The 23,266-nt window shown below is 65.5% G+C and carries 24 protein-coding genes and 4 tRNA genes; 17 read left to right on the top strand and 11 right to left on the bottom strand.

The features are described 5' to 3' along the window. The first annotated feature begins 16 nt into the window (after positions 1–16). Positions 17–880, top strand: coding sequence for an undecaprenyl-diphosphate phosphatase (locus H4P35_RS17760; RefSeq protein WP_056323512.1), 864 nt, complete (start codon positions 17–19; stop codon positions 878–880). 87 nt (positions 881–967) lie between these two features. Here H4P35_RS17760 and H4P35_RS17755 read toward each other — a convergent pair whose 3' ends face one another. The 3 genes from H4P35_RS17755 to H4P35_RS17745 form a co-directional block, all read right to left on the bottom strand. Continuing rightward, positions 968–1,741, bottom strand: coding sequence for a UDP-2,3-diacylglucosamine diphosphatase (locus tag H4P35_RS17755; protein WP_226846389.1), 774 nt, complete (start codon positions 1,739–1,741; stop codon positions 968–970). After that, positions 1,734–2,243, bottom strand: a complete 510-nt coding sequence (locus H4P35_RS17750) for a peptidylprolyl isomerase (protein WP_056324586.1) — start codon at positions 2,241–2,243, stop codon at positions 1,734–1,736. Before H4P35_RS17750 ends, H4P35_RS17755 begins: the two co-directional genes overlap by 8 nt. A 134-nt stretch (positions 2,244–2,377) precedes the next feature. After that, positions 2,378–3,061 carry a tetratricopeptide repeat protein gene (locus H4P35_RS17745; RefSeq protein WP_142054351.1) on the bottom strand — a complete coding sequence of 228 codons (684 nt, stop codon included), beginning with the start codon at positions 3,059–3,061 and terminating at the stop codon, positions 2,378–2,380. A gap of 343 nt (positions 3,062–3,404) precedes the next feature. Between H4P35_RS17745 and cysS the strand changes: the two genes are divergently transcribed. From cysS to H4P35_RS17715, 6 genes are all read left to right on the top strand, one after another. After that, positions 3,405–4,859, top strand: coding sequence for a cysteine--tRNA ligase (gene cysS / locus H4P35_RS17740; RefSeq protein WP_226846388.1), 1,455 nt, complete (start codon positions 3,405–3,407; stop codon positions 4,857–4,859). Positions 4,860–4,879: 20 nt separating this feature from the next. After that, positions 4,880–5,524 (top strand): DNA-3-methyladenine glycosylase, encoded by a 645-nt coding sequence (locus H4P35_RS17735; RefSeq protein ID WP_226846387.1) that lies wholly within the window; start codon positions 4,880–4,882, stop codon positions 5,522–5,524. A 36-nt stretch (positions 5,525–5,560) separates the two neighbouring features. Beyond that, positions 5,561–6,526 (top strand): acetyl-CoA carboxylase carboxyltransferase subunit alpha, encoded by a 966-nt coding sequence (locus tag H4P35_RS17730; protein WP_056323524.1) that lies wholly within the window; start codon positions 5,561–5,563, stop codon positions 6,524–6,526. 145 nt (positions 6,527–6,671) lie between these two features. After that, positions 6,672–7,658, top strand: coding sequence for a tRNA lysidine(34) synthetase TilS (tilS, locus tag H4P35_RS17725; protein WP_370638984.1), 987 nt, complete (start codon positions 6,672–6,674; stop codon positions 7,656–7,658). A gap of 164 nt (positions 7,659–7,822) precedes the next feature. Beyond that, the gene (locus H4P35_RS17720; protein ID WP_056323526.1) at positions 7,823–9,088 is read left to right on the top strand and encodes an aspartate kinase; all 1,266 of its coding nucleotides are present in this window, start codon (positions 7,823–7,825) and stop codon (positions 9,086–9,088) included. Between the two features lie 89 nt (positions 9,089–9,177). Further along, a tRNA-Ser gene (locus H4P35_RS17715) sits at positions 9,178–9,270 on the top strand. A gap of 128 nt (positions 9,271–9,398) precedes the next feature. Here the strand turns inward: H4P35_RS17715 and mnmH are convergent. Beyond that, complete coding sequence (gene mnmH, locus H4P35_RS17710; RefSeq protein ID WP_226846385.1) at positions 9,399–10,445, bottom strand: tRNA 2-selenouridine(34) synthase MnmH; 1,047 nt, start codon at positions 10,443–10,445, stop codon at positions 9,399–9,401. Positions 10,446–10,617: 172 nt separating this feature from the next. On the opposite strand from mnmH, the gene H4P35_RS17705 reads away from it, so the two are divergent. Next, positions 10,618–10,694: transfer RNA gene (locus H4P35_RS17705), tRNA-Arg, on the top strand. A gap of 136 nt (positions 10,695–10,830) precedes the next feature. Continuing rightward, positions 10,831–10,907, top strand: a tRNA-Arg gene (locus tag H4P35_RS17700). Positions 10,908–11,174: 267 nt separating this feature from the next. On the opposite strand, the gene H4P35_RS17695 is transcribed toward H4P35_RS17700, so the two are convergent. Continuing rightward, positions 11,175–11,408, bottom strand: a complete 234-nt coding sequence (locus tag H4P35_RS17695) for a DUF3079 domain-containing protein (protein ID WP_180098269.1) — start codon at positions 11,406–11,408, stop codon at positions 11,175–11,177. A 164-nt stretch (positions 11,409–11,572) separates the two neighbouring features. Here H4P35_RS17695 and H4P35_RS17690 point away from each other — a divergent pair. Further along, a tRNA-Arg gene (locus tag H4P35_RS17690) sits at positions 11,573–11,649 on the top strand. A gap of 125 nt (positions 11,650–11,774) precedes the next feature. Here H4P35_RS17690 and H4P35_RS17685 read toward each other — a convergent pair. Next, positions 11,775–12,371 carry a short chain dehydrogenase gene (locus tag H4P35_RS17685; RefSeq protein WP_226846384.1) on the bottom strand — a complete coding sequence of 199 codons (597 nt, stop codon included), beginning with the start codon at positions 12,369–12,371 and terminating at the stop codon, positions 11,775–11,777. A 131-nt stretch (positions 12,372–12,502) separates the two neighbouring features. On the opposite strand from H4P35_RS17685, the gene H4P35_RS17680 reads away from it, so the two are divergent. Beyond that, positions 12,503–13,387, top strand: a complete 885-nt coding sequence (locus H4P35_RS17680; RefSeq protein WP_062839204.1) for a LysR family transcriptional regulator — start codon at positions 12,503–12,505, stop codon at positions 13,385–13,387. A 10-nt stretch (positions 13,388–13,397) separates the two neighbouring features. On the opposite strand, the gene H4P35_RS17675 is transcribed toward H4P35_RS17680, so the two are convergent. The 3 genes from H4P35_RS17675 to H4P35_RS17665 all read right to left on the bottom strand — a co-directional run bounded on the left by H4P35_RS17675 (position 13,398) and on the right by H4P35_RS17665 (position 15,279). Beyond that, positions 13,398–13,646, bottom strand: coding sequence for a hypothetical protein (locus H4P35_RS17675; RefSeq protein WP_172802127.1), 249 nt, complete (start codon positions 13,644–13,646; stop codon positions 13,398–13,400). 95 nt (positions 13,647–13,741) lie between these two features. Then, entirely contained in the window at positions 13,742–14,344 is a 603-nt protein-coding gene (locus tag H4P35_RS17670; RefSeq protein ID WP_056323551.1) for a helix-turn-helix domain-containing protein, read from the bottom strand. Positions 14,345–14,454: 110 nt separating this feature from the next. After that, entirely contained in the window at positions 14,455–15,279 is an 825-nt protein-coding gene (locus tag H4P35_RS17665; protein ID WP_226846383.1) for an NAD-dependent protein deacylase, read from the bottom strand. Between the two features lie 169 nt (positions 15,280–15,448). Between H4P35_RS17665 and H4P35_RS17660 the strand changes: the two genes are divergently transcribed. Next, the gene (locus tag H4P35_RS17660) at positions 15,449–16,063 is read left to right on the top strand and encodes a cysteine dioxygenase (RefSeq protein WP_226846382.1); all 615 of its coding nucleotides are present in this window, start codon (positions 15,449–15,451) and stop codon (positions 16,061–16,063) included. Between the two features lie 81 nt (positions 16,064–16,144). Further along, positions 16,145–16,909 (top strand): IclR family transcriptional regulator, encoded by a 765-nt coding sequence (locus H4P35_RS17655; protein WP_056323557.1) that lies wholly within the window; start codon positions 16,145–16,147, stop codon positions 16,907–16,909. Here the strand turns inward: H4P35_RS17655 and H4P35_RS17650 are convergent. Continuing rightward, on the bottom strand, positions 16,818–18,476 hold the full coding sequence (locus H4P35_RS17650) for an FAD/NAD(P)-binding protein (protein WP_226846381.1): 1,659 nt from the start codon (positions 18,474–18,476) through the stop codon (positions 16,818–16,820). The genes H4P35_RS17655 and H4P35_RS17650 overlap by 92 nt on opposite strands. After that, complete coding sequence (locus H4P35_RS17645; protein ID WP_056323564.1) at positions 18,473–19,441, bottom strand: tripartite tricarboxylate transporter substrate binding protein; 969 nt, start codon at positions 19,439–19,441, stop codon at positions 18,473–18,475. Before H4P35_RS17645 ends, H4P35_RS17650 begins: the two co-directional genes overlap by 4 nt. Positions 19,442–19,752: 311 nt before the next feature. On the opposite strand from H4P35_RS17645, the gene H4P35_RS17640 reads away from it, so the two are divergent. The 4 genes from H4P35_RS17640 to H4P35_RS17625 are packed head-to-tail and all read left to right on the top strand — an operon-like array spanning position 19,753 to position 23,228. Beyond that, positions 19,753–20,922 carry a CaiB/BaiF CoA-transferase family protein gene (locus tag H4P35_RS17640; protein ID WP_180098273.1) on the top strand — a complete coding sequence of 390 codons (1,170 nt, stop codon included), beginning with the start codon at positions 19,753–19,755 and terminating at the stop codon, positions 20,920–20,922. Continuing rightward, positions 20,919–21,638 carry an enoyl-CoA hydratase/isomerase family protein gene (locus H4P35_RS17635; protein WP_226846380.1) on the top strand — a complete coding sequence of 240 codons (720 nt, stop codon included), beginning with the start codon at positions 20,919–20,921 and terminating at the stop codon, positions 21,636–21,638. Before H4P35_RS17640 ends, H4P35_RS17635 begins: the two co-directional genes overlap by 4 nt. Positions 21,639–21,667: 29 nt before the next feature. After that, positions 21,668–22,501, top strand: a complete 834-nt coding sequence (locus H4P35_RS17630) for a CoA transferase subunit A (protein WP_226846379.1) — start codon at positions 21,668–21,670, stop codon at positions 22,499–22,501. Next, on the top strand, positions 22,494–23,228 hold the full coding sequence (locus tag H4P35_RS17625) for a CoA-transferase subunit beta (protein WP_226846378.1): 735 nt from the start codon (positions 22,494–22,496) through the stop codon (positions 23,226–23,228). The genes H4P35_RS17630 and H4P35_RS17625 overlap by 8 nt, the downstream gene beginning before the upstream one ends. Positions 23,229–23,266: the final 38 nt, after the last annotated feature.

Raw genomic sequence — 23,266 nt, 5'->3', positions numbered from 1 at the left:
AAAGAGACCCCAGCCCGTGACCGAGAACACGCTCTATCTGATCAAAGCATTCATCCTGGGCATCCTTGAAGGCCTGACGGAATTCATTCCCGTGTCCAGCACGGGCCACCTCATCCTGGTCGGCGACTGGCTGAATTTCGATTCGGGCGACGGCAAGGTGTTCGAGGTGGTCATCCAGCTGGGATCCATCCTTGCCGTGATGTGGGTCTTCCGGGCCCGACTGCTCCAGCTCATTCGCGGCACGCTGACCGGCGTGCCCAGCGAGGTGGCCTTCACCCGCAACCTGATCCTGGCCTTCCTGCCCGCTGCGGTGATCGGCGCGATCTTCATCAAGACCATCAAATCGGTGTTCTACCACCCGGCAGTGGTGGTGGTGACGCTGGTGCTGGGCGGGCTGATCATGCTGTACGTCGAACGCCGCACGCGCCACACGCCAGGCGACGCGCCGGGCGCAGCGGACGACACCGCGTCCGACGAACGCGCATCGGCCCACACGCTGGAGCAGATCACCTGGAAGCAGGCGCTGGGCGTGGGCGTGGCCCAGTGCTTCGCCATGATTCCCGGCACCTCGCGCTCGGGCGCCACCATCATCGGCGGCATGATCGCGGGCATCCAGCGCAAGACGGCCACCGAGTTCTCGTTCTTCCTGGCCATGCCGACCATGCTGGGCGCGGCGGCCTACGACATGTACAAGAACTTCGGCCTGCTGACCCAGCATGACCTGTCCGGCATCGCCGTGGGCTTCGTCGCCGCATTCCTGAGCGCCATGGTGGTGGTGCGCGCCGTGCTGCGCTTCGTGGCCAACCACACGTACCGTGTCTTTGCGTGGTACCGGATCATCTTCGGTGGCGTCGTGGCCGCCTGGATCTTCACACGCTGATGCCTTCCCGCCACGGCGGGGCGCAGAAAACACAAGGGCCGCTTTTTCAAGCGGCCCTTGTGATTGACTTGCGCGGTACGGCAGCGGCTACGCTTCTGTTTCCAGATCGTAGAACTGCAATCCGTCTCGGTCGATGACCAGCCAGCCGCCGCGCGGGGGCGACACGTGGTCGCAGTCCCAGTCGGGCAGCACCCAGCGTTCGCGTTTTTCGCCGTCGACCTCCAGCACGTGGCGCGCGGGGCGATGCGTGTGGCCATGCACCAGCACGCGCACGCCCGATTCGCGGAAGATCGATTCGATGGCGCCCGCGTTGACGTCCATGATCTCCATGGACTTCGTCTGGTTGGCCGCCTGGCTTTCGCCGCGCGCCTGCTGCGCCATGGCCAGCCGCTCGGGGATGGTCTTGGCCAAAAATTCGGCCTGCCATTGCGGATTGCGGACCATCTGGCGGAACTGCTGATAGGCGGCGTCGTCCGTACAGAATTCGTCGCCGTGCGTCAGCAGGATCGAGCCGAAATCGGTTTCCAGCAGCGCCGGCTCGGGCAGCAGTTGCGCGCCCACGGCCTTTGCCAGTTCGTCGCCGATCAGGAAATCGCGGTTGCCGCGTCCCAGCCAGACCGGGATGCGGGCTGCCGTGGTCTTCAACGCCGCCAGCACCGTGGCAAGCCACGGCGGGGCGGCGCGGATCACGTCGTCGCCGATCCAGGCGTCGAAGATGTCGCCGGGCAGCAGCAGGGCTGCCGCCTCTTCTTGCGCAACCTGCAGAAAGGCCAGGAAAGCCTCCGAGGTGGCCGGCGTGGCCGGCCCCAGGTGCAGGTCCGATGCCAGCCAGACCGGGCCGGGCAGCGTGATCTTATTCAAGAACTTCGGCCTTCTCGATGATGACGTCTTCGTTCGGTACGTTCTGGTGGAAGCCCTTGTTGCCGGTCTTCACGCCCTTGATCTTGTCGACCACGTCCTGGCCTTCGGTGACGGCGCCGAACACGGCATAGCCCCAGCCGTTCGGCGTGGGCGACGTGAAGTTCAGGAAGTCGTTGTTGGACACGTTGATGAAGAACTGGGCGGTGGCCGAGTGCGGGTCGCTGGTGCGGGCCATGGCCAGGGTGTACTTGTCGTTCTTCAGGCCGTTGTTGGCCTCGTTTTCGATCGGGGCGTGGGTTTGCTTTTGCTTCATGCCGGGCTCGAAGCCGCCGCCCTGGATCATGAAGCCGTCGATCACGCGATGGAACACCGTGCCGTTGTAGAAGCCTTCCTTGACGTAGGTCAGGAAGTTTTCGACGGACTTGGGCGCCTTGGCGGCGTCCAGGGTGATGACCATGTCGCCTTGGTTCGTTTGAAGCTTGACGCGGGGATTGGTGCTCATGGTTTTGGTGCCTTCGGAGGTGGAGGGGGAAGAAGAGGCTGCCGGGGCGGCGCTGACCAGCGCCGGTGCGAATGCAGCCAGCGCGAACGAGCACGCCGTCAGGCGCAGCAGGTGTAGAGGGGAGTAACGGGACATCATTTGCCTTGTTTATCCTTCAACATTGTTTCAACTTCGCGGACCTTTTCGCGCATGCCGGGCACGCCGTCGCCGGCGGCTTCCTTGTAGGTGCGCAGGGCCTGCAGCAACTGCAGGTCGCCCAGGTTGGCGCGGGCTGCCGCGTAGTTCGGGTCGGCGCGCAGGGCCATCTGCAAGGCATCCTGCGCCCGGTCGAGTTCACCGCGGCTTGCATATAGAGCCGCCAGGTTGTTCCAGGGTTCCGGCAATTCGGGGAACCGCGTCGTCATGTCGTTGTAGATGTCGATGGCTTCGTTCGTGCGCTTGAGCGCCGCCAGGGCGCGCGCATGCTGGAACATGAGCTGGACATCGGTGCCGCGCTGGTCCTTGATCTCGGCCTCGCGCTTTTCGATCATCGCCAGCGCCTTCTCGTTATCGCCGCGGTTCAAGAGAAGCTCGATGTGCGTCGTGATCTGGGAGGCGGACGGGGTCAGGCGCGTATCCACGCTGGGCTTGGCGGCCTCCAGCAGCTTGGCCAGGGCGTCCCAGCCGCCTTCGGGCGGGATGGGGTCCAGGGTGGTGCGAGTGGCGTTGGGGTTTTCGCCCGCGCCACCGCTCATCGACTGGGCGATGGCGACGCCCGCGGGCGAGCTGGCCAGGGCCAGGGCGAGCAGGGCAACGCAAAAACGCGGCTTGATAGTCACGTGTGGGTTCCGTTAAAAGTCTTGGCCGGCCGGCGCTTACGCGCTCGACCGGGCCGCTTGCTATACTTGACGACCACCATTTTAGCCCCGGTTGGGTTTTGGCTCGACCATCGCGTTCAGGGCAGGAAGGGAAAGCAGGTCGCGAAGTCATTCTTTTTACGCGAACCCGCCTGCCAAAGTGCAACGGGACGACCCTGAACAAAGTGCAATGGGACGACCCTGAAAAAGGGAAGCCCCCTGCAAACGGGTCGGCACTGTAAATGGGGCGGCACGCGTCGGCGGATCTTCCGCCGATTGCAATTTTCCGAACCGCCACGGAACACTAATCGAAGCCTATCGCGCCATGCTGCAAATCTACAACACGTTATCGCGTACCAAAGAACCGTTCAAACCGGCCCAGGCCGGCCAGGTGCGCATGTACGTGTGTGGCATGACCGTCTACGACTTCTGCCATCTGGGCCACGCCCGCATGCTGGTGTCGTTCGACGTCGTGCAGCGCTGGCTGCGCGCCAGCGGTCTGGCTGTCGACTACGTGCGCAACATCACGGACATCGACGACAAGATCATCCGCCGCGCGGTCGAGACCGGCCGCCGCATTGGCGAAGTCACCGAGTTCTATATCGACGCCATGCACGCCGACGAGCGCGCGCTGGGCGTCGAATCCCCCGACCGCGAGCCGCGCGCCACGCAATACGTGGGCGAGATGCTCGACATCATCGGCAAGCTCGAACAAAACGGCCTGGCCTATCAAGCCGAAGACGGCGATGTGAACTACGCCGTGCGCGGGTTTGCCGGCTACGGCAAGTTGTCCGGCAAGACGCTGGATGACCTGCGCGCCGGCGAGCGCGTGGCTGTCGGTTCCGGCAAGCGCGATCCCCTGGATTTTGTTCTCTGGAAGTCCGCCAAGGCCGAAGAACCTGCCGACACCAAGTGGGAATCGCCCTACGGCCTGGGCCGCCCGGGCTGGCACATCGAGTGCTCGGCCATGAGCAAGTCGCTGCTGGGCCTGCCCCTGGATATCCACGGCGGCGGTCCGGACCTGAAATTCCCGCACCATGAAAACGAGATCGCGCAGACCGAAGGCGCGTTCGGCGGCACGCTGGCCAACATCTGGATGCATTGCGGCCCGCTCATGGTCGATTCGGACAAGATGTCCAAGTCGCTCGGCAACTTCCGGACCATCCGCCAGACCATTGCCCAAAGCGATCCGGCAGCCGACCAGTCTGATTACGCGGTGAACCCGCGCGAAGCCGAAATGGTGCGCTTTTTCATCGTGCGCAACCACTACCGCAGCCCGCAGAACTACACGCCGGATAACCTCGTCGACGCGCAGAACGCGCTGGATCGCCTGTACCAGGCCTTGCAGAACGTGCCGGCCGACGACCAGGGCATCGACTGGAACGAGCCGCAGGCGCAAGCCTTCAAGGCGGCCATGGACGACGACTTCAACAGCTCGGGCGCCGTGGCTGCGCTATTCGAACTGGCCTCCGAGGCCAACCGTACCAAGAGCGCGCGCAGCGCCGGGCAGATGAAGGCGCTTGCCTCGCTGCTGGGGCTGCTGCAGCAAGCCCCGGCCGCCTACTTCCAATCCGCCACCCGCTACTCGGCGGCCGCCATGGAGCAGGGCGCGCGCAGCACGCTCGACGCCGACGCCATCCAGGCCCTGATCGACGCGCGCGCGGCCGCCAAGGTAGCCCGCAACTTTGCCGAGGCCGACCGCATCCGCGCCGAACTGCGCGATGCCGGCATCGAGCTGGACGACAAACCGGGTGGCCTCACGCAATGGCGCCGCGCGTGACCAAGCAGGATACGCCGGCCATGTCCACCGCAGATCTCGACATTCCCAAGCCTGAATATTGGGAAGCCGCCGTCGCGCACTTGATGCGCCGCGACCGCATCCTGAAAAAGATCATCCCCCAGCACCCCGAGGTCTGGCTGACCTCGCGGGGCACGCCCTTCATCACGCTGGCGCGGGCGATCGTCGGGCAGCAGATTTCCCCCAAGGCGGCCGATGCCGTCTGGACCAAGTTCATCGACGCCGTGGGCAAGCGCCCCACGCCCGTCGCCGTGCTGCGCGTGGGCGTGGACGGCCTGCGCAAGGCCGGACTGTCCCAACGCAAGGCCGAATACGTGCTCGACCTGGCCGTGCATTTCGGCGAACGCCGGGTCCACCCCGAGAAATGGGCGGCCATGGACGACGAGGCCGTCATTTCTGAACTGGTCGCCATCCGCGGCATCGGACGCTGGACGGCGGAGATGTTTTTGATTTTCAATCTACAGCGGCCTGATGTCCTGCCGCTGGATGATCCTGGGTTGCTCAAGGCAATCTCGCTACACTATTTCAGCGGCGAGCCTGTCTCTCGCTTCGAGGCTCGCGAAGTCTCGTTGGCGTGGCAACCCTGGCGTACCGTGGCAACCTGGTATCTGTGGCGCAGTCTGGAACCGACGCCGGTCCAATACTGACGCAAACCAGGCAGCCCATCTACGGAACCACACTACATGCGCAATACATTTCTGGAATTTGAACAGCCGCTCGCCGAGCTTGAGAACAAGATCGAGCAGCTGCGCTATGTGCAGGCCGATTCGGCGGTAGACATCTCCGATGAAATCGGACGTCTGCAGCAGAAGAGCCAGACGCTCGCCAAGGAGATCTACGCCAAGCTCACGCCCTGGCAGACGGCGCTGGTCGCGCGCCACCCCCAGCGTCCCTACACGCTGGACTACGTGCGCGAAATGTTCACCGACTTCCATGAACTGCATGGCGATCGCATGTATGCCGACGACCAGTCCATCGTGGGCGGCCTGGCGCGCTTTAACGGCACGCCTTGCATGGTCATCGGCCACCAGAAGGGCCGCGACACCAAAGAGCGCGCCGCGCGCAACTTCGGCATGCCGCGTCCCGAGGGCTATCGCAAGGCTCTGCGCCTGATGCGCCTGGCCGAAAAATTCGGCATTCCCGTCTTCACGTTCGTGGACACCCCCGGCGCCTACCCCGGCATCGGCGCCGAAGAGCGCGGGCAGTCCGAAGCCATCGGCCACAACCTGTACGCCATGGCTGAACTCAAGGTTCCGGTGATCTGCACGATCATCGGTGAAGGCGGTTCGGGCGGCGCGCTGGCCATTGCCGTGGGCAATGCCGTGCTGATGCTGCAATACGCCACCTATGCCGTGATTTCGCCCGAAGGCTGCGCCTCGATCCTCTGGCGCAGCGCCGACAAGGCCCCCGAGGCCGCCGATGCGCTGGCCATCATCGCACCGCGCCTCAAGGACCTGGGCCTGGTGGATCGCGTCGTCAACGAACCCGTGGGCGGCGCCCACCGCGACCCCCGCGTCATGGCGCGCCTCTTGCGCCGCGCGCTTGGCGACGCCCTGCGCCAGCTTCAGGGCCTGACGCCCGAACAGCTCGTCGAGCAGCGCGTGCAGCGCGTGCTCTCGTACGGCGCCTTCCAGGAAGTGCGCGCGTAAAGCGGGCAGGGCGCCGGCCCCCAGTGCCGGCGCCGCGGCCCCCGCGCCCTCTGCCATGACCGACGTCCCGCCGCCCGGCATCTCCCCTCGGGCCGACGCGGGCGGCAGCTTCTCCTTGCCTCTTTGCGCCGCGCTTGCCGCGGCGTTGCGTCAGGCGCTCACGGCATTGCCCGAGCGTCCGCGCCGCATCGCCGTCGCCTTCAGCGGCGGGGCGGACTCGGCCATGCTGGCCGTGCATGCAGCCGCGGTTGCGCCGGCGCTTGGCATCGAGGTGCTGCTATTCCATGTGCATCACGGCCTGCAGGCGCAGGCGGACGCCTGGGCGCGGCATGGTCAGGACCTGGCTGCACGGCTTGCGCTGCCGCTATATGAAGCGCGCGTGCAGGTAGAGCCGGCCGCCGGCAATGGTATCGAAGCCGCCGCACGCGACGCGCGCTATGCCGCGCTGGCCGGGTTGGCGCGCCAGCACGAGGTCCACCACATCCTCCTTGCCCACCATCGCAACGACCAGGCCGAAACCGTGCTGCTGCGCTTGCTGCGGGGCACCGGACTGGCCGGCATGGCCGCCATGGCGCCGGTGGCGCAGCGCGATGGCGTGACTTATTTACGGCCTTGGCTGGAGCGGGATCGCAGCGAGATCCTGGGCGCGGCGAACGACCTCGAAGCCGCCATCGGCTGGCGCGCCGTGCAGGACCCCACCAACGCCGATCCGCGCTACACCCGCGCCGCGCTGCGCGAATTGCTGGCGCCCGTGCTGGATGCGCGCTGGCCCGGCTGGCGCGCCATCGTCGCGCGCCATGCGCGGCACATGGCAGAGGCGGCCGAGATCCTGGACGAAGTCGCGGCCGAGGATTTTGCGCGGCTGGACCCCAGCCCTGATGGCGTGAGCTTTTCGCTACAGGCATGGCGCGGTCTGTCGCCCGCCCGGCAGGCGCACGTGCTGCGCCATTGGCTGGCGCGCAACGGCGCCCGCATGCCGACCGATGCGCGCATGGCCGATCTGTTGCGGCAGTTGCGGGGGCTGCACAGCCTGGGCCACGACCGCCAGTTGCGGGTGGAGCAGGCCGGCCATGTGGTCCGGTGCCATCGCGGCCGCGTGTGGGTCGAGCCCCGGGACGGTTCGGATTCGTAATCGGGGCGCGGCGATGCGGTATCGCCGGTTTCAACGTGCCTGCCAGCGATTTTGCGCGCGGAATGGACATAAATTTGCGCAATCTGCGCAAATTTTTACCGTCGCGCTAGAATATATGGTTTTGCCCGTCAACACTTGCGGCGGGTGTCCAGCCAGAGTACGAGATGTCCCTGATCGTTCACAAATATGGCGGTACTTCGATGGGCTCGGTCGAGCGCATCAGAAACGTGGCGCGTCGCGTCGCAAAGTGGCACGCCGCCGGCCACCAAGTTGTTGTTGTCCCGTCCGCCATGGCGGGCGAGACGAATCGTCTGCTGGGTCTCGCGCGCGAGATTTCGCCCCAGCCCGACGGCCGCGAGCTCGACATGATCGCCGCCACCGGCGAGCAAGCCAGCAGTGGCCTTCTGGCCATTGCGTTGCAGGCCGAAGGCGTGCCCGCGCGCAGCTATGCCGGTTGGCAAGTGCCCGTGCGCACCGATTCGTCGTTCACGAAAGCCCGCATCACGTCCATCGACGACGCCCGCGTGCGCGCCGACCTGGACGCCGGCCGCGTGGTCATCGTGACGGGCTTTCAGGGCATCGACCCCGACGGCCACATCACCACGCTGGGCCGCGGCGGCTCCGACACCTCGGCCGTGGCCGTGGCGGCTGCCATCAAGGCCGACGAATGCCTGATCTACACCGACGTGGACGGCGTCTACACGACCGATCCGCGCGTGGTGCCTGAAGCGCGCCGCATGGCCGTCGTTTCCTTCGAGGAAATGCTGGAAATGGCTTCGCTGGGCTCCAAGGTCCTGCAGATCCGCTCGGTCGAATTCGCCGGCAAGTATCGTGTTCCGGTCCGGGTCCTGTCCTCGTTGACCGACCCCCTTATCCCGCTCGAGGAAGAAATGGTCTCGGGCACGCTGATTACTTTTGAGGAAGACGAAAAAATGGAAGCCGCCGTTGTCTCCGGCATCGCCTTCAGCCGCGACGAAGCCAAAATCACCCTGCTGGGCGTTCCCGACAAACCCGGCATCGCATTCTCCATCCTGGGCCCCGTCGCCGCCGCCAACATCGACGTCGACATGATCGTGCAGAACCAGTCCGTGGCCGGCACGACCGACTTCTCGTTCACCGTGAACCGCAATGAATTTGCGCGTGCCGTGGACTTGCTCAAGCGCGAAGTCATCCCCGCCGTGGGCGCGCGTGAACTGTCCACCGACGAAAAGGTCGCCAAGGTCTCCATCGTCGGCATCGGCATGCGCTCGCACGTCGGCGTTGCCAGCCTGATGTTCCAGACGCTCTCGCAAGAGGGCATCAACATCCAGATGATCAGCACGAGCGAAATCAAGACCTCGGTCATCATCGACGACAAGTACATGGAACTGGGCGTGCGCGCGCTGCACAAGGCCTTCGGTCTGGACCAGGCGCCCGCCACCAAGGTCTGACGAATCAGGTCCGGCACGATTTTTTTGCGTGAATGCCCGAAACGCGGGCGAGAGCCAAAAAAATCGTGCTAGAATCTCGTTCTCTTTTCGGAGACGTGCCCGAGAGGCTGAAGGGGCTCCCCTGCTAAGGGAGTATGTGGCTAAAAACTGCATCGTGGGTTCGAATCCCACCGTCTCCGCCAAAGACACTTGCACCAGTGACACAAGGTTGCCTCAAGACCCGCATAGCTTATTGCTCTGCGGGTTTTTTGTTTTGTGCGGTCCACGGATGGCCGCAGTTGTCCCGGCTTAACGAAAGGCGTGCCGCGATTCACCCCAGCCTGTCGATCAGCGTTTGCGCCTGCTCGACCACATCGGCGTCATTCGGGCGGAAATCCAGCCGCTCGGCGCGTGGCAGATTCACGAAATGCGACTGCGAGCTGCGCGCGTATGCCGGGTCGTAATGGCGGTCGATGAGTTCGCGCGCGAGGTCTTCGCGGCGGCCTTCGTCCACCAATGTCATCCAGCCCTTGATGGTGTCCCGGCTGTGCAGCCCGACCATGCGCTGCAACTGCGCCTTGAGCCAATCCGGCGTCTCAAAGAGCTGCGCGTAATCCTGTTGGAGAAAGCGCGCGCGGTCTTCGCGGCTGGCGCGTACGTCAATGCATTGGCCGTGATGCATGGCACGCAGCAGCGATGCGGGAATTTCCACCGCGCCGATCTTGCGGCTTTCGGCTTCGATGAACACCGGCTGGCTGGCATCGAGTTCGCGCAGTCGCACCGCAAGCAGCGTGTCGAAGCGCTTTTGCGTGGGCTGCTCAGCGTGCGGCCATGCGCCCAGCAGCGAGCCGCGGTGCGAGGCAAGCGCTTCCAGATCCAAGGTCTGCGCGCCTGCTTCGCGCAAGGCGTGCAATAGCCGCGTCTTGCCGCTGCCGGTGGGGCCGGTCAGCACGACGAAGCGCAGTGGTTGCGGCAGCGTCTGCAGGTCGTCCAGCGTGGCGCGCCGGTAGGTCTTGTAGCCGCCGTCCAGTTGCCGGGCGCGCCAGCCGATCATGTTGAACATCAGCGTCATCGATCCCGAACGCTTGCCACCGCGCCAGCAATACACCAGCGGGCGCCACCCTTGCGGGCGGTCCGCAAAGGTGGTCTCCAGATGGCGGGCGATGTTGCGCGCGACGAGCGCCGCGCCTGCGCGGGACGCTTCGAACGGCGAGACCTGCTTGTACATCGTGCCGATCAGCGCGCGTTCTTCGTTGTTGAGCACCGGTGCGTTGCAGGCGCCAGGAATGTGGTCGTCGGCGTATTCAAGCGGCGTGCGCACATCGATGACTTCGTCGAAATCATGCAGCCGTTCAAGGCTGACAAGCAGGTGTTTCACGAAGACCGCCTCGGTGGAAGAATCGGAAGATTTTCGCATGCGGTGCGTGGGCGATGGGTTGGAGGGCAACTGAATGTGCACAGACAAGCGGACTCGGGATAGACAGGCCAGCGTGCCATCCGACTTGCGCAACCTTCGAAACAACGCTATTATTCAAGGCTTGCTTTTTCAAGCGCCCGTAGCTCAGCTGGATAGAGTACCTGGCTACGAACCAGGGGGTCGTAGGTTCGAATCCTGCCGGGCGCGCCAAGTTATTTCGCGGTTGTTTGCGCTATGCGCAATGTCTGCGAGACCGATGAAAAAGCAGGGTCTGTAGTGAAGAGAAGTTATGCGTCACTACAAACATGGCACGATTATTCTGATATAATTTTGCCTCTTTGCCGGAGCGCCCGTAGCTCAGCTGGATAGAGTACCTGGCTACGAACCAGGGGGTCGTAGGTTCGAATCCTGCCGGGCGCGCCAAACCATCACGGTTTAAACATCGCGATGTAAATGCGGCAAAGAAAATTGCAGTAAAAATGGAAAGGCCTTTGATCTTGCATCGAAGGCCTTTTTGTTTTGGCGCGCGACTTTACAGGCGTGGTTCTGTAGTGCCGGTTGCCGTTGATACTTGTGCTTGTGCTTGTGCTTGTGCTTGTGCTTGTGTTGATGCTTGATACTTGCTCCGCACAGCAACATCGCAAACGTGCAGGGGCGGCAATGCCGGGCTTCCTGCCCGATCAATGCCGATCAATGCGCGGCGCTTTCTTCCGCGCTTTCCTTCTCTGCATCCTTCGATTTTTCGTCCGCGTCGTCGAAGCCCCAATCTCCGAACAGATACCAATCTTCGCCCAGCGATTCCGCCGGGTGCATGGTGCGGCCAGAGCCGTTGCCGCAGGCCATGGAGTCGGTGGAACAGTAGCGGTCGCAGCCCCAGCAGATGCGTTCGGGGTGCTTGGGGTGGAGGGGAAACTTCTTGGCCATGCTGTCTGCCTGATGTTCTTGTTGAACTCAGCGTACTGCTGTCGGGGCCTGCGATTCATTGACATCGCGCAAATGCGGGGTCGCCACCTGTGCCGACTCCCGATTTAAACGGGGTCGATTTGCATGGTGTGATTCTTTCGTGTTATAAACACGCCTCTTTCGGGGCGCCCGTAGCTCAGCTGGATAGAGTACCTGGCTACGAACCAGGGGGTCGTAGGTTCGAATCCTGCCGGGCGCGCCAACTTATTCGAGATCATGCTGCACAGCGTGGTTTCCGCAGGAAAACCGCAGCAATGCGGACGCGAAAAGCGGCTTGATGAATTCATCAAGCCGCTTTTTTTTCGTGGCGCGGATCACTGGCGCGGATCACCACACGCGGTACACGCGTCCCGTCTGCGCGCCTTCGACGCTGCGGCTGAAGGCCAGCGCCACGCGGCTGGCCGGGGCCGCCTCGAAGCCCTGGAAGTAGGGGCCGTAGCTGTCCAGCGACTCCTGCAGCACGGTAGGGCTGACCGCGTTGATGCGGATCCCTTGCAGTTCGACTGCCGCGCCGCGCACGAAGCCATCGATGGCGCTGTTCACGGCGGCGGCGTTGGCGCCATAGCGGATGGGCTCGTCGCTCAGGATGCCGCTGGTCAGGGTGATCGAGCCGCCCGCGTTGACGTAGTGCTGGCCGATGAGGGCCAAGTCGACCTGTCCCAGCAATTTGTCATGCAGGCCAATCTTGAACTGTTCCGCCGTCATGTCGGCCAACGGGCCGAAGTGCAGGCTGCCGGCGGCGGACACGATGGCGTCGACCTTGCCAACCCGTTCGAAGAGGTCGCGAATGCTGTCGCTGCGGGTCATGTCGACCTGATATTGGCCGCGGCGCTTGCCCACCGCGATGATGTCGTGACGTTGGCCGAGTTCGCGGGCGACCGCGCTGCCGAGCGTGCCATTTGCGCCGATGAGGATGATCTTCATGGAGTTCTCCGTGGAATGCCGTTGGGTTGGCGCCGGCGGGTCCGCCAGCGCATGAATGCATTCTGCGCGTCGCATTCCGCAAGAAAAATCCTAGAATTGTCGGATCAGTCAACACTCAGGGTACGGAATCCATGGATCGGCTGCTTAGCATGGAAGTCTTCGTGGCGGTGGTCGAGCTGGGCAGCCTGACGGCCGCCGCGGCGCAGCTGGACATGTCGCCCGCGATGGCCGCCAAGCACGTCAAAGGGCTGGAAGACCGGCTGGGACTGCGGCTGATGAACCGCACGACGCGCCGCCAGAGCCTGACCGAGGCGGGCCAGGCGTACTTTGCGCGGTGCAAGGCGATCCTGGCGGACATTCGCGATGCGGAGCAGGGCGCCGAGGCGCTGCGATCGGCCCCGCGCGGCCATCTGCGCATCACGTCGTCGGTGTCGTTCGGGTCATTCGCGCTGGCGCCGGTGATCGCCGATTACCTGTCGATCTATCCGGACGTGAGCGTGGAACTGTCATTGAGCGATAGCGTGGAAGACGTGGTGGCGTCGCGCTTTGACGTGGCGCTGCGCATTGGCGAGCCCGCGGATTCGGGTCTGGTGGCGCGGCGCATCGGGCTTTATCAGATGATCGTCTGCGCCGCGCCGGCGTATCTGGCCCGCTACGGCACGCCCGCCACGCCTGGCGATCTGGCCCGGCATCAGTGCCTGGATTTTTCGCATTGGAGCCGGCGCACGGGCTGGCGGCTGGGCACGGATGAGGGCGGGGAAATGGGGTATCCCACGGGGCGGTTCGTGTCGAACAATGGGCAGGCGCTGCGGCAGGCGGCGCTGGCCGGCTTTGGCATCGTGTTGCAGCCCGAACTGCTGCTGACTGATGACGTGCGCGCCGGCCGCCTGGTGCCGATTCTGCAGCCTTATTGGCCGGTCGCCCGGCCCATCACGCTGCTGTATGCGAAGGATCGCCAGGCGCCGCCCAAACTCACGACCTTCGTGGATTTCGTGGTGACGCGGTTTGCGCGGTAGCGGCAGGGCATCAGGCGCGTCGTCGGTCCACCGCCGTCAGGGATGTGCCGCTTTTGAGAAGCTGATAGGTCTGGCCGCCCAGCCACGCGACCTTTTCACCGGAGCTGGTGCGGCAGACGCAATGCGTCTTCGGGTCAAAGCGTGGCGTGCCCAGCGCGGAATACGCATCGGGATCGGAAACGAAACGTTCGATGCGATACAACGTGCCATCCGGCGATGTGGCGAGCACATCGGTCAATCGTCTTGCGGTGCCGAGCATATTCAATACCTCCATGCGCGGGCCGTCAGGTGTCGGCGCCAAAGTCGTCTGAACAATTCACGGCGGGAGCGCGAGGCAATGCCTTGCGCGCGACGCTAATGAAACTGTCCTCCTAACAATGAATCATCGAGTTGGTCTGGCGATACGCCCAGGGCCTCCGATACGCGGTCAAGAATGACCTGCCGGGGCCGCGGGCGCGGCCGTTCCAACTCGATATAGATGGAGTGATCGACGCCAAGCCGGGCAGCCATCTCAGCAGTACTGATGTTCAGATGCTCGCGCCAGGCGCGTATCAAGCTCCAATCGTTGCCGGTTTTTAGATTGACTACAGCTGGCGGAAGGCGCGCCTTGGCCCCTGCAACTTTCTTGCGAGAGGCGCGCGGCGCGGATGCCGCCTTTTCATCGCCCGGGACCGCGCCGCTGTGCCGCGACTCGCCCCGGGGTGTGGTGTGTGCCGTGACGGCAAGAAAGATGGCGCCGCCGTTCAGTTGGCGATACTTGTCGTTGCCCATCCAGCACAGCGTTTCGCCGTTGTCGAGCTTGCATTCGCAATCCAGGTGGGTATTGCTGGGCATGCCTTCGAGCTTGGCGATGGTTTCCGTGGTCGTGGCGTGGCGCACCACACGGTGCAGCACACCGTCCGGCGAACGTACGAAGACGTCAGGAAGTCTCCAGGAAAACGGAATGATCATCTCCACAAACGAAGCCCATTACACCACTGTATAGCGCGGATGTAATGGTGAATTTGAGGGTTTTCCTGGAAGTGTCGCGCAAGTGTCATAGGCGTGTGGTTGGACGCCACGGATGCTCACAAAACCTCGCGGCCGCCCGGTGTTGCCGACGTCGCCGGCAGGCTCGGGGTGAATTGCGCCGCCGCCAGCACGGCGGGCATGATCTGGGCCGCGGCGCCGCGCAGGTTGTGATGGGCGATCGCGTCCAGCGGCGTTGCGGCCGGGTTGACCTGCACGACCGTGGCGCCGCCCGCGACGGCCAGTCGCGGCAGTTCGGCCGCGGGATACACGAGGGATGAGGTGCCGATGCTGAAAAGCAGGTCGCACTGCTGCACGGCAAGGGTGGCGTCACGCCAGGCCTGCGCGGGCAGGCTTTCGCCGAACCAGACGACGCCGGGCCGTACCGGCGCGCCGCATTCCGTGCACGCGGGCGGCGCCAGGCGCCGGCCGGCGTTGGGCTCTTGCGGCAGGTCGGTGGCAAACGCTTGCGGAGCGCCGCAGCGCGAACAACGCGGCGCATGCAGGCTGCCGTGCAGATGCGTGACCGCGCGGCTGCCAGCACGCTCGTGCAGATCGTCCACGTTTTGCGTGATGACGGCCAACGCCGGGACATGGCGCGCCAGCGCCGCAATGGCGTGGTGTGCGGCGTTGGGCGCGGCGCGCAGGACCTGCGCGCGCCGCCATTCGTACCAGCCCCATACCAGGTCGGGATGTCCGCGAAATGCTTCGGGCGTGGCCAGCGCCTGGGCGTCAAAGCGCGACCAGAGCCCGGTCAGGGCATCGCGGAACGTGGCGATGCCGCTTTCGGCGGACACCCCGGCGCCCGTGAAGACGACGACGCGGCGCGCAGTGCGCACGGCCTGCGCCAGCGCGGGCGGAATATCGTGATGCGTGTTTTTCATTTCCAACCTTGGAGACAGTTCGATACGCTGCACGCGCCGGCAAGGCGCTGTCAAGGGCGGGCACACGGCGCTGCGCGGGGCCGCAAACGGGACGCGCGTGCGCCCGCGTCCCGAATCGTGGATACTGTTTTTTCAATCTGGGATTTCATCCCGCCTTGGAGAGCTGAGAATGCCTGAATCGAACACCGGCCTGGAACGGCTGCGCCGTTTTATTGCCACTGCGACGCGGCTGGCTTCGCCGCAGGGGCTGGACCAGGGCCCCGAGCTGGCGGCGGCGTTCGGGGACCTGGTGGGGCACGACGATTGGCTGCCCGACGCCTGTACCGCCCCGCATCCGCAGTTCTACCAGCAGTACCTGCTGCATTGCGATCCGCTGGAGCGTTTCTCGCTGGTGAGCTTCGTCTGGGGGCCGGGCCAGTCCACGCCCGTGCACGATCACGAGGTCTGGGGCTATGTGGGCATGCTGCGCGGCGCGGAGATCAATCAGCGGTTCACGCGTAATGCGGACGGCCGGTTGGCGTTGGCGGGCGAGGCGACGACGCTTCGGCCGGGCGACGTCGAGCGCCTGTCGCCGGCCGAGGGCGACATCCATCGCGTGTCCAATGCCTATCCGGATAGGGTGTCCATCAGCGTGCACCTGTATGGCGGCAACATCGGCGCGGTGTCGCGTCACGTGTATGACCCCGATACCGGCCAGGCCAAGCCGTTCGTCTCGGGCTATTCGTCGCCTAGCCTGCCCAATCTGTGGGATCGGTCCGCCGCCGTGCGCGCCACGCTGGGCTAGCGTATCCGCCGGGCGGAATTTGCTGTTCCCGCACTGCGTCCCGTGCTATGTTCCCGTCCTAAATATTAGGAAAAATCACGAATGGACAAGACGCTGCTCAAAGGGCTGATGGTGTTGGAAGCCGTGACCGATGTGGACAATCCGCCGCGCACCATCGACGCGCTAGCAGCCCGCGTGGGTCTGACCCGCAGCAATACGCATCGCACCTTGCAGACGCTGATACACGCCGGCTACGTGATCAAGGACGACGACGGCGGCGGTTACCGCGGGGCCGTGCGCCTTTTCGAACTGGCGGCGCGGCAACTGGCGCAACTGGACGTGCGCAAACTGGCCGCGCCCCACATGCGCACGCTGGCGGACCAGACGGGTGAGACCGTGCACCTGTCGGTGCTGGATGGCTTTGACGTGGTGTACGTGGACAAGATCGACAGCCCGCAGCCCATTCGCGCGTACTCGATGGTGGGCGGCCGCGCGCCCGCCTATGCGGTGGCGACCGGCAAGGCGCTGCTTGCGTATCAGCCCGAGGGCTACGTCGAACGCTACGCGGAGCAGATGGTGCGGCACACCCCGTCCACCATCGTGTCCATGCCGCTTTTGAAAGACGAGCTGCGCAAGATCGCGCGCGCCGGTTACGCGGTGAACCGCGGAGAGTGGCGCGAAGGGGTGGGCGGGCTGGCGGTGACGGTGTTCAACAGTCTGGACCAGCCCGTGGCCGCGGTGGGCATCTCTGGCCCCCTGGATCGCCTGAGCGCCGCTAGGATGAAGCAGCTTGCGCCGGATGTGGCGGCCTGTGCGCAGTCCATTTCTCAGGGAATGGGCTATCGCCGCGGGTTTCTGGATCAGTGAGGGGCGTGGCGCGGAGGGTGGCCGCGATCCGCTCGGCCTGATCGCGCGCCAGGCGGGCATTGACATCCATGGACGTGGTCCAGAAGTACGTGCCTCCGGCCAGGCTGCCCAGTACCGAGACGCCAGCCACGTGCTGGCCGGCGTCATTTATCAGGCAGCCCGTGTCGTAGTCCAGCGTCAGTCCGCCATGCGGATCGGCCTGCGCGTGGCCCTCGCGCAGCAGTTCAGACACCAGCGGATCGTCCGCGCGCGCTGCGTCCACCGAGAAGCTCGTGGCGTTGATCAGATGATGGCTCAGGTGTTCGATCTGGCCGTCCGCCGTGCGCAGCCGCGTGCGGAACAGGCCACTGGCCGGATCGTGTTCGCAGCCGGTAAAGCCCGCCGCAACGCTGAGCTGATTCGCGCCGAACAGTGCCTGCAATTTCAAGGCGTTGCGCATGGGAAAGGTTGCGCGCCGGGCCATCCATAGCGATCGCCATTGCGACTGGAAGCGGCGCCGTTCGGTATCGGGCAGCAAGTGCCAGATCTGATCGACCGCCGCGTTGGTGGCCGCGGCCACCGCCTGCCACGGGCGCGGGGCGGCGGACGACCGGCGGATCTCGTCTTCCAGCGCGGATCGCGCGTCGCTGTCCATGCCCAGCACCTCGTCGGGGTCCAGAGAACCCTGCAACGCCAGCACTTCATCGCGCAGGGCTTGCCAGATGATGTCCAGCGTCAGCGTTCCGCCGTGCTGAGCGGCCAGGGCGAGGGCGCCGTCTCGGCTCAGGCGTTGCAGCGTGTCCGGGGGACGGTTGTGCGGGCTGCGCACGGACGGCAAGCGGCCGTTGCGCGACACGCACAGGATCGGGCCTTGGTGTCCGGCCTGTTGCAGTGCGGCCACGGCGTCCACCGCGCTCAGGCTGGTGCCGACGATGCACACGGACGCATCGGGTGCGATGTCCTGCGCAAGCGCCGACACCGGATACGGGCTGTTGAAGAAACCGGCCACGCCTTCCAGCGCGGGGAACGCCTGCGAGGGCAGGTTGCCGTTGCACAGCACGGCGTGGCGCGCGCGGCGCAGCGCGCCGTGTTCGGGCTGGATGATCGCGCCGCCGTCCGGCTGCGGCGCCACGCGGTGCACGCGGCTGCGCACGTGCTCCAGCGTCACGCCCAGGGACCGGGCGAGCTGGCGGCAGCGTTCGTAGACCGCGCCCATGTAGGCGCCGAAGAGCGGACGCGGCAGAAAGTCGGCCGGATCGATCGCGGTGACGCCGTAGCCGCCGAGCCAGCCGGCATCCTGCGCGCGCAGCCAGTCGACGAAGTCCAGCCGATGGTCGGCGCGCGCCGACATATTGCCGGCGGGGATGTTGAGCAGGTTGCTGCGCAGGTCGTCCTGGTATGCGCCGCCCGGGCCGGGCACGGCCTGCGGTTCGAACAGATGGATCACCGGCGGCCGCGCCTCCCGCGCGGGGGGCGCGGCCTGCAGCGCCAGCAGGAACTGATACAGGAAGCTGACGCCCACCGAGCCGCCGCCGACCATGGCCAGGTCGATTGCGGCCGGCCGGCCCGATGCGGGGGCGCGCGTCATTTCGCCACCGACAGGCGCACCACGTCGGCCCAGCGCGAGGTTTCCTGCTTGAGCATCCGGCTGGTGTCGGCCGGGGTCGTGGCGATGGCGTCGGCGCCGAGCTTCAAGGCGGCCTGCTGCACGGAGGGCATCGCGGCGGCGCGGCGCATCCCGTCCGACAGCTTCTCGACGACCGCGGGCGGCGTGCCCGCCGGCGCGAGCAGGGCGTACGTGGTGGCGACCGAATAGTCTTTCACTCCCTGTTCCATCAACGTCGGCAGGTCGGGCAGCGCCGTGGCGCGCTTGGCGGTCGTGACGCCCAAGAGGCGGATCTTGCCGCTGGCAACCTGCGGCAAGAGGGCGGGCAAGGTTTCGATGACCATGTCGATCTGGCCGCCCAGCAGATCCGTGATGGCCGGCCCGCTGCCGCGGTAAGGCACGTGCATCAGCCGCGTGCCGGTCACCGCCTGGAAGAGTTCGCCCGCCATGTGCTGCGAGGTGCCCGGGCCGGCCGATCCGAACGTGATCGTGCCGGGTTTGCTTTTGGCCAGCGCAATCAATTCCTGCACGTTCTTGGCGGAGATCTTGCTGCTGTTGACCGCCACCGCCATCGGCATGCTGGTGGCCATCGACACGCCGACGAAGGCCGTGCCGAAATCGTAGCCCGGCTTGTCGGGCATGGCCGCGTGGATGGCGTGGCTGCCCACGGCGCCCATCAGCAGCGTGTAGCCGTCGCCCGCGGACTTGGCGACGAACTCCGCGCCGATCTCGCCACCCGCGCCCGCCTTGTTTTCCACGACCACGCTCTGGCCGAGAAAGTCTCCCAGATGCTGCGCATAGATGCGCGCGGCGGCGTCCGTTGCACCACCCGGCGGAAACGGCACCACCATGCGCACGGGTTTCGTTGGCCAGTTGTCCGCGGAAGCGGGATTGGCCGACAGCGCCAGCACCGTGCTGGCCAAGGCAATACGCCACAACAGTCTCATGCAAGTCTCCTCGGTGGATGGGCCAGCATGCGACAGGCGCCGTGCGTATCGCCGGCGACTTGACCGCTGCAGTCCTCTTTTACTAAATCCTAAAATATAGGATCGACGTTCCAATAAATGGTTTACGTAGAATTCCACACGGTGCTATGCTGGTCAACAATTAACCGCGACACCTAGGGATTGCACTAGGCTTAGCCAGGAAATCAACGACTTCCCGTCTTGGTCGGACTGGATGATGCCACCGTTGAAAGCCGCGTCTTATACTGTTTTTCTTATCCCAAATATTGAATTTTCATAACGAGAGGTCAGACATGACACCCAGTTCGGCGCTAACCGGCATCACAGTGCTGGAGATTTGCAACGTCGCGGCGGGGCCCTTTTGCGGCATGTTGTTGGCGGACATGGGCGCGGACGTCATCAAGGTGGAGCACCCCGAAGGCGGCGATACGCTGCGCAGCTGGCCGCCCATCTCCGATGGCTACAGCGAGAACTTCGCTTCGCTCAACCGCAACAAGCGCTCGGTGACGCTGAACCTGAAGGATCCCGGCGACGTGGCCTTGGCGCGCGAGTTGGCGCTGCGCGCCGACGTGCTCATCGAAAACAACCGGCCGGGCGTGATGGATCGGTTGGGCCTGGGATACATGCAGCTGCGCGAGGCCAATCCACGCCTGGTCTATTGCTCGATTTCCGCCTACGGCCAGTCCGGACCGCGCTCGCAGGAAGGCGGCTTTGACCTCACCATCCAGGCCATGAGCGGGATCATGAGCGTGACGGGCGAGGCCGGCGGCGAACCCGTCAAATGCGGCGTGCCGCTGGCCGACTTTTCGGCCGGGCTGTATGGCGCGTTCGCCATCGCGTCTGCGCTGCGCGCGGCGCAGGCAAGCGGGCAGGGCACGCACATCGACGTGCCGATGCTGGGCGCGACGCTGGGCATTGCTGCGTTGCAGACGTCCGAGTTCTTCGGCAGCGGCAAGGATCCCGTCAAGCTGGGGTCGGCGCACCCGCGCAACGCGCCGTATCAGGCATTTCGCTGCAAGAACGGGTATTTCGGCATGGCCGCCGGCAACCAGGCGCTGTGGAAAGCCGTGTGCGCCACGGTGGGGCGCGACGACCTGCTGGCCGATCCGCGCTTTACCGACACCAGCGCACGCGCGCGCAACCAGACCGCGCTGCGCGACATCCTGGAAGCGATCTTTGCGGAACACGAGGCGCAGGAATGGCTGGCGCGTTTCCGCGCGGCCGGCGTGCCGTGCGCGCCCATCAACACGTATTCCGAGGTGCTGGACGATCCGCAGGTCGCGCACATGGGCTGGGTCCAGCCGCTTGAGCTGCCCAACGGCGTGCAGACGCGCACGTTCGGGCTGCCGGTGCGGTTCGACGGCGAGACGACGGCGCTGCGGCGCAGGCCCCCGGCGCTGGGCGAACACAACGACGAAGTGCTGGGGCCGCTGCGTGCAGGCGGCAAGGGGAGCGCGGCATGAGCGTCCTGCGTATCGACAGACAAGGGCTGCGCCACGTGCTGACGTTGGCGCGCCCCGAAAAGATGAATGCGCTGTCGGCCGACCTGGTCGAGGCGCTGATCGCCGCGCTTGACGAGGCCGAAGCCCAGGGCGCCAAGGTCATCGTGCTGCAAGGCGAAGGCAAGAATTTCAGCGCGGGCTTTGACTTCGGCGATTGGCAGACGCAGAGCGAAGGCGATCTGTTGCTGCGCTTCGTGCGGATCGAAACCCTGCTGCAGCGGCTGGCGGCCTCGCCGTGCCTGACCGTCGCGCTGGCGCACGGGCGCAATTTCGGCGCGGGCGTGGATGTGTTCGGCGCCTGCAAATGGCGCGTCAGCGCGCCGGACGCCACGTTCCGGATGCCCGGTCTGAAGTTTGGACTGGTGCTGGGCACGCGGCGGTTTGCGTCGCTGGTGGGCGCCGAGCGCGCGCGCACGGTGCTTGAACAGGCGGCCACGTTCAATGCCGAAGACGCATTGCGCGACGGGTTTGCCAGCCGGCTTGCGGCGCCGGCCGACTGGACGCGGATCGGCGACGAGGCGCTGGAAACCGCCAGCGCGCTCACGGACGACAGCCGCGTGCAGCTTTACGCCGCGCTGTCGCAGGAGACGCCGGACACGGACCTGGCACGGCTGGTGCGCTCGGCATCGGCGCCCGGGCTGAAGGACCGCGTGGCGGCATATCTGCAGGCGCGCTAGGCGCGTCCCATCAAGCAGGGAGGAAGACAATGGCTTCAGGATTCAATCAGAAGAACAAGCAGTGCAGCTTGCAGGGACTGGCGGCGCTGGTGCCTAACGGGGCATCGATCGCGCTGGGCGGCAGCTTCCTGCATCGCGGTCCGTTCGCGTTCGTGCGTGAACTGATCCGCCAGGAAAAGCGCGATCTCGAACTCATCAAGCAGTCGCCGGGCTACGACGTCGACATCCTGTGCCGGGCGGGCGTGCTGCGCCGCGTGCGCGCGGGCATCGTCGCGATGGAGGGCAACTTCGGTCTGGCGCCCTGGTACCGGCGTGCCGTGGAACGCCACGAGATCGAGCTGGAGGAACATGCCTGCGCCAGCCTGACTGCCGGCCTGCGCGCGGCGGCCTTCGGCGTGCCGTTCCAGCCCTGCGGCGGCCTGCACGGCAGCGGCCTGCCGGAACTGAACGGCTGGAAGTGCCTGGAAGACCCCTACGGCAGCGGCGAGAAGACCTGGGTGGTGCCGGCGATCCGGCCGGACTTCGCGGTGATCCAGGCGTCGGAGGTGGATGCGCAGGGCAATGTGCGCGTGCATGGCACCGCGCATTGGGACCGGATCATGTCGCGTGCCGCCGGCAGCGTGCTGGTGGTGGCCGAAAAGGAGGTGGATAGCGCCGTGTTCGAGGCGCAGCCCGAATCCACGCTGGTGCCGTATTTCATGGTGCAGGCCTATGCGGTCGTGCCGCGGGGCGCGTGGCCAGGATCGTGCTGGCCCGATTACGCCATCGACTATCCGGCGGTGGAAACCTACATGGACAAGAACAGCGATCTGCGCGCGCACCTGGCTGCAGCGCCCGAAGCGCGGGAGGGAAATCATGGCTGAGCAATGGTCGGGCTTTTCGTACATCGTCACCAATCTGGCGCGCTTCATCCGCCCCGATGAAATCACGTTCAGCGGCGTCAATTCCACGATGCCCATGCTGGCCTGCCTGCTGGCCAAGCGCGCGTATGACTGGGACTTCGTCTACATCAACGTGGCAGGCGGCGTGAACCCGCGGCCCTCGCACATTCCGTTGTCCAGCTCCGATCCGGTGCTGGCCGAGCACACGGCGTCGATATTCTCGAACGAAGACTTCTACGACCTGTGCACGCGCGGCCGCATGGACCTGACGTTTCTGGGCGCCGCGCAGATCGACGGCGCGGGCTGCGCCAACAACTCGTGCATTGGCGACTGGCACGAACCCAAGGTCCGCCTGCCCGGCGGCGGCGGCGGGGCGGTGATGCTGCCCACGGCGCGGCGCGCCTGCACCTGGCGCACCGAGCATTCGCGCCGCACGTTCGTGCCCAAGCTGGACTTCATGACGTCGTGGGGCGGCTTTCATGGAGTGGTCACGCCGATCGCCGTGTTCATCAAACGCGACGGCCGGCTGGCGCTGCAATCGTGGCATCCAGAATCCTGCCTGTCCGAGGTGCGCGAGCGCACGGGCTTTGAGTTCGACGCCGCCGGCGCGGGCCCGACCGAACCGCCGACCGAGCGCGAAGCCCTTGCCTTGCGCGAGCTGGACGCAGACGGGCAATTCGAACGCGACGCCGCCGTCGCCCTGCGCTGACCACGCGCCCACCCATCACATCGAGCCGGTACAGGGGG

The sequence above is a fragment of the Achromobacter sp. 77 genome (assembly GCF_020541125.1).
GTDB classification, from domain to species: Bacteria; Pseudomonadota; Gammaproteobacteria; order Burkholderiales; family Burkholderiaceae_B; genus Achromobacter; species Achromobacter mucicolens.
This window is presented reverse-complemented; position numbering and strand designations above follow the sequence as displayed.

Excerpts from the sequence above, each read along its gene's own strand:
- H4P35_RS17625 (WP_226846378.1), top strand. The coding sequence starts at position 22,494 with ATGGCTGAGCAATGGTCGGGCTTTTCGTACATCGTCACCAATCTGGCG.
- H4P35_RS17675 (WP_172802127.1), bottom strand. The coding sequence starts at position 13,646 with ATGCTCGGCACCGCAAGACGATTGACCGATGTGCTCGCCACATCGCCG.
- H4P35_RS17735 (WP_226846387.1), top strand. The coding sequence starts at position 4,880 with ATGTCCACCGCAGATCTCGACATTCCCAAGCCTGAATATTGGGAAGCC.
- H4P35_RS17635 (WP_226846380.1), top strand. The coding sequence starts at position 20,919 with ATGAGCGTCCTGCGTATCGACAGACAAGGGCTGCGCCACGTGCTGACG.
- H4P35_RS17720 (WP_056323526.1), top strand. The coding sequence starts at position 7,823 with ATGTCCCTGATCGTTCACAAATATGGCGGTACTTCGATGGGCTCGGTC.
- H4P35_RS17665 (WP_226846383.1), bottom strand. The coding sequence starts at position 15,279 with ATGAAAAACACGCATCACGATATTCCGCCCGCGCTGGCGCAGGCCGTG.
- H4P35_RS17730 (WP_056323524.1), top strand. The coding sequence starts at position 5,561 with ATGCGCAATACATTTCTGGAATTTGAACAGCCGCTCGCCGAGCTTGAG.
- H4P35_RS17660 (WP_226846382.1), top strand. The coding sequence starts at position 15,449 with ATGCCTGAATCGAACACCGGCCTGGAACGGCTGCGCCGTTTTATTGCC.
- H4P35_RS17695 (WP_180098269.1), bottom strand. The coding sequence starts at position 11,408 with ATGGCCAAGAAGTTTCCCCTCCACCCCAAGCACCCCGAACGCATCTGC.
- H4P35_RS17640 (WP_180098273.1), top strand. The coding sequence starts at position 19,753 with ATGACACCCAGTTCGGCGCTAACCGGCATCACAGTGCTGGAGATTTGC.
- H4P35_RS17680 (WP_062839204.1), top strand. The coding sequence starts at position 12,503 with ATGGATCGGCTGCTTAGCATGGAAGTCTTCGTGGCGGTGGTCGAGCTG.
- H4P35_RS17655 (WP_056323557.1), top strand. The coding sequence starts at position 16,145 with ATGGACAAGACGCTGCTCAAAGGGCTGATGGTGTTGGAAGCCGTGACC.
- H4P35_RS17750 (WP_056324586.1), bottom strand. The coding sequence starts at position 2,243 with ATGAGCACCAATCCCCGCGTCAAGCTTCAAACGAACCAAGGCGACATG.
- H4P35_RS17645 (WP_056323564.1), bottom strand. The coding sequence starts at position 19,441 with ATGAGACTGTTGTGGCGTATTGCCTTGGCCAGCACGGTGCTGGCGCTG.
- H4P35_RS17630 (WP_226846379.1), top strand. The coding sequence starts at position 21,668 with ATGGCTTCAGGATTCAATCAGAAGAACAAGCAGTGCAGCTTGCAGGGA.
- cysS (WP_226846388.1), top strand. The coding sequence starts at position 3,405 with ATGCTGCAAATCTACAACACGTTATCGCGTACCAAAGAACCGTTCAAA.
- H4P35_RS17650 (WP_226846381.1), bottom strand. The coding sequence starts at position 18,476 with ATGACGCGCGCCCCCGCATCGGGCCGGCCGGCCGCAATCGACCTGGCC.
- H4P35_RS17685 (WP_226846384.1), bottom strand. The coding sequence starts at position 12,371 with ATGAAGATCATCCTCATCGGCGCAAATGGCACGCTCGGCAGCGCGGTC.